At 71.0% G+C, this 8233-nt stretch carries 7 protein-coding genes; 1 reads left to right on the forward strand and 6 read right to left on the reverse strand.

Going from position 1 to position 8233, the window contains the following annotated elements; translation table 11 throughout:
- Nucleotides 1-100: 100 nt before the first annotated feature.
- The 3 genes from ACWDRW_RS19270 to ACWDRW_RS19280 form a co-directional block, all read right to left on the reverse strand.
- On the reverse strand, nt 101-1384 hold the full coding sequence (locus ACWDRW_RS19270; RefSeq protein WP_451724652.1) for a hypothetical protein: 1284 nt from the start codon (nt 1382-1384) through the stop codon (nt 101-103).
- A 194-nt stretch (nt 1385-1578) separates the two neighbouring features.
- Entirely contained in the window at nt 1579-2223 is a 645-nt protein-coding gene (locus ACWDRW_RS19275) for a Crp/Fnr family transcriptional regulator (protein ID WP_451724653.1), read from the reverse strand.
- 111 nt (nt 2224-2334) lie between these two features.
- On the reverse strand, nt 2335-3756 hold the full coding sequence (locus tag ACWDRW_RS19280; RefSeq protein WP_451724655.1) for a hypothetical protein: 1422 nt from the start codon (nt 3754-3756) through the stop codon (nt 2335-2337).
- Nucleotides 3757-4135: 379 nt separating this feature from the next.
- Between ACWDRW_RS19280 and ACWDRW_RS19285 the strand changes: the two genes are divergently transcribed.
- Nucleotides 4136-5965: an endonuclease/exonuclease/phosphatase family protein gene (locus tag ACWDRW_RS19285; RefSeq protein WP_451724657.1), complete on the forward strand. Its 1830-nt coding sequence runs from the start codon at nt 4136-4138 to the stop codon at nt 5963-5965.
- 19 nt (nt 5966-5984) lie between these two features.
- Here the strand turns inward: ACWDRW_RS19285 and ACWDRW_RS19290 are convergent, their stop codons facing one another.
- The 3 genes from ACWDRW_RS19290 to ACWDRW_RS19300 form a co-directional block, all read right to left on the reverse strand.
- Nucleotides 5985-6725: an SRPBCC family protein gene (locus tag ACWDRW_RS19290; protein ID WP_451724659.1), complete on the reverse strand. Its 741-nt coding sequence runs from the start codon at nt 6723-6725 to the stop codon at nt 5985-5987.
- A 3-nt stretch (nt 6726-6728) separates the two neighbouring features.
- Nucleotides 6729-7325, reverse strand: a complete 597-nt coding sequence (locus tag ACWDRW_RS19295) for an ArsR/SmtB family transcription factor (protein WP_451724660.1) — start codon at nt 7323-7325, stop codon at nt 6729-6731.
- Nucleotides 7326-7389: 64 nt separating this feature from the next.
- Complete coding sequence (locus ACWDRW_RS19300; RefSeq protein ID WP_451724661.1) at nt 7390-8070, reverse strand: antibiotic biosynthesis monooxygenase; 681 nt, start codon at nt 8068-8070, stop codon at nt 7390-7392.
- Nucleotides 8071-8233 lie beyond the last annotated feature (163 nt).

The raw sequence follows: 8233 nt of genomic DNA on the forward strand, positions 1-8233 counted from the left end.
CGTCAGGTGACGGGGTGGCTCCGGGGTGCGGGGGTGGACAGGGGCGCGTTTTCGGGAGCGGCTCGCGGGGTTTCTCAGTGGCCTCGCGTGCGAGGGCCGGTCACCTTGCCGTCCACTCCTGCATCCGGTCCCCCGGCCGGCAGGCCTCCAGCACCGGCGCACCACCCTCGACGCGCGCCGTGAGGCAGTCGTCCGGCCGTGCCCCGTTGTGGAGCCGGAAGGAGCCCTCGCCGCCGGGCACGGGTACGGCCCACCACTCCTGGGCGGCCACGTCCGCGTGCGCGCGGAGCAACACCCGCCCGGTGGCAGGGTCGAGGGTGAGCGCCAGTTCGTCGCCCGTCGTCAGCCGCAGCCCTCCGCCGCCCGCCCGGCCCCACCGCCAGCTCCGCCCGGCGTCGTCCCGGTCGTCCACCAGCCGTACCCCCGTGGCATCGGCGGCCAGGACGCCGCCGTGACCCACATTGCCGACGGCCCCCCGCTCGTCCTCGGCGGCCTCGGGCGGCGGCACGGACAGGGCGGGCCGCCCGGTCTCCGAGCGCGAGGTGGCGGGGCCGGGGCGGTCGGGGGCGGGGGACGCCGTCTCCGCCGTCCAGACCGAGGCGTCGACGGTCCCGGCATCGCCGTACGACCGGCCGAAGGACAGGGTGCCGACGAGCGCGGCCACCGTGATGGCCGCCACGGCGGGGGCGACCAGGGAGGTGAGCACCAGCCTCGGCGTCCACCTGATCGCCCGCAGGATGCGACGGCTCCGGGGTGCAACGGTTCTGCCGACCCGGCGCCGCAACCTGGCGAACAGCGAGGAGTTGACCGCCCTGCGCACCTCTTCGGCGGTTCGGCCGGGGGCGGTGATGTAGGCGTTTCGCTTCTTCTTGTGCTTGTCGAGCACCTCGACGGGCTGGAAGCTGGCCGGATCGACTCCGGCCGCCCACCCTCCGCCCACGGTCTGGTCGTACACGTACTGACTGACGATGACGACGAGCTGCTGTTCGGTGAACTCCCGCTGGATCCACTTGGCCTGTCGGCTGTCGACCAGACGCTTCGTCTCGACGGCCCCCTCGCCGGCGGTGCCGAGCGCGCTGTCCACCGCGAGGGCGGTGGCGACCGCCAGGCGGACCCGGAGCAGCATCCCGGGCTCCCGGCCGACGTTCTGCTTGGCCAGGGTGTCCTGGAAGGCCGCGACGAACCTGGAGAGCACGAGGCTCATCCGCCGGCTGGGCCACAGGACCAGGAAGCCGTCTCCGTCCTTCTGGAATCCCTTCCACTCCTCGCGCAGCACTTCGGGCATCTGTGCGAGCGCCTCCACGTACGCCCCGTAGAGCGCCGCTTGCGCCTTGCGCATCTCGGGGCCGGCGAAGTTGCTGTAGTCGCCCAGATCGGCGCGCACGAATACGGCGTCGAAGACATCGTCGTCGTCTGGATCTGACCCGAATCCGTCACCGGAACCGGACGCGTTGCCTTGCAAGTGCGTGTGACCTCTCCTGACGGAGGACGAAGTCCCATGAGGTGGTGACAGGAGGTGAATATCACACCCGAACGAAGGGTCGCCACCTGCTTCCCGCCCCCCTCGCGCCTCCGCCTTCACTCCCCTTCGGCCACCGCCCGAAGCCCCGTCAGATCCGTGACGATCAGGCGCCGGTGATGAGCGTCCACGAGATCACGCAGCTCCCGCAGGGCCCGGTACGCGGTGCTCTCCGAGACCCCGATCAGCTCGCCCCACTCCATGTGCTTGAGGTCCATCGGAAGGATTACCTCACGACCGCGCACCGACTGCCCGAAGTCGTCGGCCATCTCCACCAGGACCCGGGCGAGCCGGACAGTGGGGCTACGGCGGTGGAAGTCGACGCGCCGCCGGGTCGCTGCCGCCAGCTTCCGGCTGACGGACTCCTGCAGCCGCAGCAGCACCTCGGGATGCTCGGCCTTGACCCGCTCGAAGTCCTCCCATCCGAGCCGAAGCGCGGTGACGGGCTCACTTCCGCAGGCGATCACGGAGGCACTGCGGGGAGCCCCGCTCATCCCGGCCAGCTCCCCCACCAGATCCCCGGACATACGTACGGCGACGAGGGTCCACCCCCCACCGGCGAGGGAGGCGATGACTTTGACGTAGGAGGAGAGCAGGACGAAGACATCGGATCCGGATTCGCCCTCGGAGACGAGCAGGGAGCCGCGGGAAAAGGAAACGACCTCCCCCCGCTCGGACAGGGCCTGCCGGGCCGCGGGACTCAACCCCCCGAGAAAACTGGAGACCCGCACTCCAACTCCCTCGAGGAAGGCGGGGAAGTGCGCGACCAGCCGCAACGAACCGTCAGCCGCGCGAACACAGCACCCCCAACCCTTTCAGGCCTGCGACCGGGCCTTGAACGCGGCCTTCCGCGCCTCCTTGGCGATCCGCTTGTCCGGATGCAACCGCCCCATCGCCTCCAACACCTCCGCGGTGGCGGGATGCTCCACCCGCCAAGCGGCCGCGAAGAACCCACTGTGCTGCTGAGCCAGCCCCTCCACAAGGGCCTGGAGCTCGTCGGAGTTGCCCTCGGCCGCGAGCTGGGCGGCAAGCGTGTCGATGGTCAGCCAGAACACCATGGCCTCGGACGGTACGGGCACGTCCGGCAACCCGCGCTCGGTCAGCCACACCCGGGCCAGCCCGCCCAGCTCGGCGTCGTCGAGCACCTCCCGAAGCGCCGGCTCGGCCTCCGCCCCGACCAGTGACAACGCCTGCTGGCACCGCAGCCTCCGCAGCGGCCCCCCGGCATCGGACCCCCGGGCGGCGGCCAGCAACTCCCGTGCCGCGGGCAGGGGCTGACGCGCCGTCAGCCACTGCTCCGTCTCGGCCTGCGCGGCGCCCGGCGGATACGAGGCCGTACCGTCCAGCAACGCGTCGGCTCCCTTGTCCGCGAGCTCACCGACGGCGGGCGCCACGAACCCCGCCTCCAGCAGCCGCGCCCGCAGGCCGTACAGACCGAGCGGCGTCAGCCGCACCATGCCGTACCGGGACACGTCGGTCTCGTCGACCGGTGCCGCGGGCTCCTCGGCGGCGTCCGCCATCAGCGCCTCGTCGACCGGCTGGTACTCCACGAGCCCGACCGGCTCCAGCATCCGGAACTGGTCGTCCAGCCGCATCATCGCGTCGGAGACCTGCTCCAGGACGTCGTTGGTCGGCTCCCCCATGTCACTGGGCACGATCACCGAGGCGGCGAGCGCGGGCAGCGGCACCGGGGCCTCGCCGGGCCCGTCCTCGCTGGTGGTCAGCAGGTACAGGTTCCCCAGCACTCCGTCGAGGAAGTCCGCCTCGGCCTCGGGGTCCCAGTCGAGCTGGGAGAGGTCGATCTCGCCGCCCTCACCCATGGCGTCGACGAGGTCGTCGAGGTCGGGTACGGAGGCGTCGGCGAGCACCGTCTCCAGGGCCGCCAGCCACACCGCGAGCACATCGTGCGGGGAGCCGCCGGTGAGCAGGGCCAGGTCCGCGCCCGCGGTGACGGTGCCCTCCTCCTCGTCGGCGATCTCGACGAGCCCCGCGTCGACGGCGACCCGCCAGGCCTCGCTCGCGCAGGCGGCGGCCTCGTCGCCGGTCAGACCGAGCAGCTCGGCGGCCGCGGGAAGCTGTTCCTCCGCGAGCCCGCCGCCGGCGTCGACCCGGGTGTCCGGTCCGGCCCAGCGGGCCAGCCGGGCGGCCCGGGAGAGCAGGGGCGTGGACAGCGCGTACCGCGCCAGCTCCGCTTCGGGATGCAGCCGCACGGGCGGCAGGGAGGAGCTGTCTGACATCGGCTGGTTCTCCTAGGGCGCGTCGTACCACTCAGCCGCTCAGCCTAGACCGCTTTGGCCCCATGCCGCCCGGTTCATCTACCCGTTGGCCTGTGTACATGGCCGAAACCTTGACAAGTGGCCTGAGCAGGCAGGAGATTACGCGCGTAGAAATTCATAGGACACCTGTTCACCGAATCTCTACGCGCGTCGCACCAGCCTCGTCGGTCGCGGCGCGTTCCGTGTGCCACGACGGCCCCACCGGTCGCGGCGCCCGGAGTGCCGCGGCGCCCCACCGCCACGGCTCCCACACTCTCAGCGTCACCGCACCACGGCGTCATCAAGACGCCACCGCACCACCCTCGTCCCGGCACCCACGCATGTCCCCGGAGGGATCCCGTTGCCGAGCAAGTCGTCCTCGCGCCTCGCCGCGCTCACCGTCGCCGCCGTCTGTTCCGCGGCGTCCACCATCGCCCTGACCACCCCGGCGCACGCCGACTCGGTCCGCATCCATGACATCCAGGGCAGCACCCGCATATCCCCGTACGCCGGCCGGCAGGTCACCGACGTGACCGGCATCGTCACCGGTGTGCGCACCTACGGCTCGTCCCGCGGCTTCTGGATCCAGGATCCGAACCCCGACGCCGACGCGGCCACCAGTGAGGGCGTCTTCGTCTTCACCAGCTCCACGCCCAAGGGCGTGGCCGTCGGCGACCTGGTCACGGTCTCGGGCACGGTCTCCGAGTTCGTCCCGGGCGGCACCTCCTCCGGGAACCAGGCGCTGACCGAGATCACCAAGCCGACGACCACCGTCGTCTCCAGCGGCAACGCCCTCCCGGCCGCGACCGTCATCGACGCCGAGTCGGTGCCCAGCGCCTACGTCCCGGAGGGCGACAGCGCCGCGGGCAACTCGATCAACGGCCTGACGCTGCAGCCGTCGAAGTACGCGCTGGACCTGTACGAGTCCCTGGAGGGCATGAACGTCCAGGTCTCCGACACCCGTGTCGTCGGCGCCACCGACCCGTACACCGAGCTGTGGGTCACGGTGAAGCCGTGGGAGCACCGCAACCGCCGCGGCGGCACGGTGTACGGCTCCTACGAGTCGCAGAACACCGGCCGGCTGCAGATCCAGTCGCTCGGCGCGGTCGCGGACTTCCCGAAGGCGAACGTCGGTGACACCCTCGCCGGTACGACCGCGGGCCCGCTGGACTACAACCAGTTCGGGGGCTACACCCTGGTCGCGAGCCGGCTCGGCACCCTGGAGAGCGCCGGACTCGAGCGGGAGACCACCGAGAAGCAGAAGAACGGCGAGCTGGCGGTCGCGACGTACAACGTCGAGAACCTCGACCCGTCCGACGCCACGTTCGAGGCGCACGCCTCCGCGATCGTGAACAACCTTCAGTCGCCCGACATCGTGTCCCTGGAGGAGATCCAGGACAACAACGGCGCGAAGAACGACGGCACGGTCGCCGCCGACCAGACGATGCAGAAGCTGATCGACGCGATCGTCGCGGCGGGCGGCCCCCGCTACGACTGGCGCTCGATCGACCCCGCGAACAACACCGACGGCGGCGAGCCGGGCGGCAACATCCGCCAGGCCTTCCTGTTCAACCCGGAGCGGGTCTCCTTCACGGACCGCGCGGGCGGCGACGCCACGACGTCCGTCGGGGTCACCGAGGTGCGGGGCAAGGCCGCGCTGACGGTCTCGCCCGGCCGTATCGACCCGGCGAACACGGCGTTCGCCAACAGCCGCAAGCCGCTGGCGGGTGAGTTCGTCTTCCGTGGCCGCACGGTCTTCGTGATCGCCAACCACTTCAACTCCAAGGGCGGCGACCACGGTCTGACCGGGCAGTACCAGCCGGTCCCGCGCAGCTCGGAGACCCAGCGGCACCAGCAGGCGACCCTGGTGAACGCCTTCGTCAAGGACATCCTCGACACCCAGAAGAACGCGGACGTCGTCACGCTCGGCGACATCAACGACTTCGAGTTCTCCGAGACCACCAAGATCCTGGAGAGCGACGGCGCCCTGTGGTCGGCGGTCAAGTCGCTGCCGCGCAGCGAGCGTTACTCGTACGTCTACCAGGGCAACAGCCAGGTCCTGGACCAGATCCTGGTGAGCCCGTCGATCCGGCGCGGCTGTGACCTCGAGTACGACAGCGTGCACATCAACGCGGAGTTCAACGACCAGATCAGCGACCACGACCCGCAGGTGCTGCGCTTCAAGCCGTAACTCCGGAACTCCGGTTCGATCAGGGCTGGTTGAACACTCCGTTCAGCCAGCCCTGCCACTCGCTCTCGCACTCCGCGATCTCGGCCTCCGCGCCCTGCGCGAAGTCGTGCAGGGAGATGCCGACGGGGTAGCCCCAGTGGTTGCGCCCGAAGATCCGGGTGAGCGCGCGGTCCGTGCGCAGCCCGATGAAGTAGGGGTTGCGGAAGTCGACGACGGCGTCGAAGGTGTCGGGCCCGTGGACCGTCACCTCGGCGCCGGCGGTGACCCCCTCCCCCAACCCGAGCGCCCGCGCGACGACCTCCAGCGCGTCGGCGGCCTTGGACGCCTCGGGCCCGTCGAAGGTGGCGAAGGCGGCCTGGCGGGGCGCGAAGTGGGTCAGGTACTCGCGCAGGGTGTGCAGGTAGAAGTCGGTGTGCTTGGCGGCACCGTCGTACTGGTTGTCCCAGTCGTCGACGAAGATCCCGCTGTGCACGTACCGCACCCAGGCCCGCTTGCCGTCGTCACGCGGCTCGACGGTGTAGTCGAGCTGGTTGACGGTCTGCTCGGAGATGCCCTCGACGTCCTCGACCCGGTTGGTGTAGCGGTGCGGCGGGTCCCAGGCGGTGACGGTGGACCCGAAGGGCCCCTTGCCGCCCTCCCGGGGCTCCGGCGGCTCCATGGGCCACAGATACCCGCTGGTGCCGGCCGTGACCGCGGTCCACACCTCCGCCGGGGTCGCGTCGACCTCGAACTCCCGGACGATCTCGAATTCCTTGGACATGATCTACTCCAACTCGGTCCGCTTGAGGGTGGGGTGGACGGCCACGACGATCCGGTGGTCCCGGCCGCCCTCGGCGTCCGGCGCGTCGTACTTCCGGATCAGGCCGGTGACACCGGCCGTCAGCTCCTCGATGAACGCGGCCCGGTCGGCGGCCGAGGCGAAGCGCACCTCACCGTCCAGCGCGTACGTGGCGAGCCGCTTGCGCGCCTTCGTCGCGCCGGTGATCAGCGCGCCGACGTCACGCACCAGCCGGGCGCCGAGCGCCAGCAGCCAGCGCGCCGACAGCTGGTCCCGGAACCGCTCCGGGTCCGGCTGCACGGCGGCCAGGGCGAGCGGCGAGATGACGTACGACGCGGCGGTCGCGCGCATCAGCCGCTCGGTGACATTGCCCTTGCGGCGCTCCCCGGCCAGCTCGACCAGGCCGTGCCGCTCCAGCGCCTTCAGGTGGTAGTTCACCTTCTGCCGGGGCAGCCCGACCTTGCCGGCCAGCATGGCGGCCGAGGCGGGCCCCGCCGCGAGCTCGGCAAGCAGCCCGGCTCGGACGGGGTCCAGCGAAACAGCCGCGGCCTCGGGGTCCTCGATCACGGTCACGTCCAACATGACTCCACGATCCCACCGAAAACTTTTTTTGTCCAGGAGGATCAAGTTGTCGGTGAGTCGGGGCTCAGGGAACCAGCCCCAGCGCGTGCCGGTAGCGGCTGCCGCTGAACCCCTTGACGCCCGGGTACGTGCGCACCCGCGCCCACCCGGGGGTTTCGGGCGCCTCGATGGCGGCGTCGTAGGACTGATCGTTCTCCCACTCGGCGTAGTTGAGGACGTGGCTGCCGTCGGTACTGAGGTGGAAGTGGGCGGAGATGAGGCCGGGGTCGCCTATGGGGCCGCCCAGGGCGGTGAGGACGGTGTCGACCCAGTCGCCCCGCTTGTCGGCGGCTTCGGGCTCGAAGTCGATCCGGACGGTGACGATCAGACCGGGCACCCGGGTGTCACCGGCGGCGCGAAGGCGGCTGCGGTAGAGCCGGTACCGGTCCAGGCGCAACCGCTCGATCCCGGGCACTGCGGTGTCGATCTCGTCGTTGCGCTCCTGCCGGCGCGTCTTGAAGAAGGCCTCGTAGCCCTGCTCGTCGCGCCACTGGGAGTAGTGCATGAGCGTGCTGCCGTCGTGCCCGGCGTAGACGTGGTAGCCGAGCAGATCGGCACTGCCCCAGGGCCGCCCCTCCCAGGTGCCGGCGATGGCCTCGACGGTCCGCTCCTGGCGCTCGGGGGTCCCCACCCGCCAGGTGCTGAAGAAGGGCGCCCCGACCTCGGGGCGGGTGGGGTCGGGGTGGACATCGGTACGGCGGGTCATGGCCGGCCTCCAGTACGTCGGTGATCGGTACGGTGACCAGCCTCCGACCTCAAGTTTGGTTGAGGTCAAGTGGCGGAAAAGGGGGGCGTGTTGGCCGCGCACCACGGGCGGGGCGTGTTGGCCGCGCACGACGACGGGCGGCGTGGTTCCGGTCGCCCGGAAC

It is taken from the genome of Streptomyces sp. NPDC003635 (genome assembly GCF_053587635.1).

What these genes read in the sequence shown, in the direction of transcription:
- ACWDRW_RS19290 (WP_451724659.1), bottom strand. Translation starts at nt 6,725, where the DNA reads ATGTCCAAGGAATTCGAGATCGTCCGGGAGTTCGAGGTCGACGCGACC.
- ACWDRW_RS19280 (WP_451724655.1), bottom strand. Translation starts at nt 3,756, where the DNA reads ATGTCAGACAGCTCCTCCCTGCCGCCCGTGCGGCTGCATCCCGAAGCG.
- ACWDRW_RS19300 (WP_451724661.1), bottom strand. Translation starts at nt 8,070, where the DNA reads ATGACCCGCCGTACCGATGTCCACCCCGACCCCACCCGCCCCGAGGTC.
- ACWDRW_RS19295 (WP_451724660.1), bottom strand. Translation starts at nt 7,325, where the DNA reads ATGTTGGACGTGACCGTGATCGAGGACCCCGAGGCCGCGGCTGTTTCG.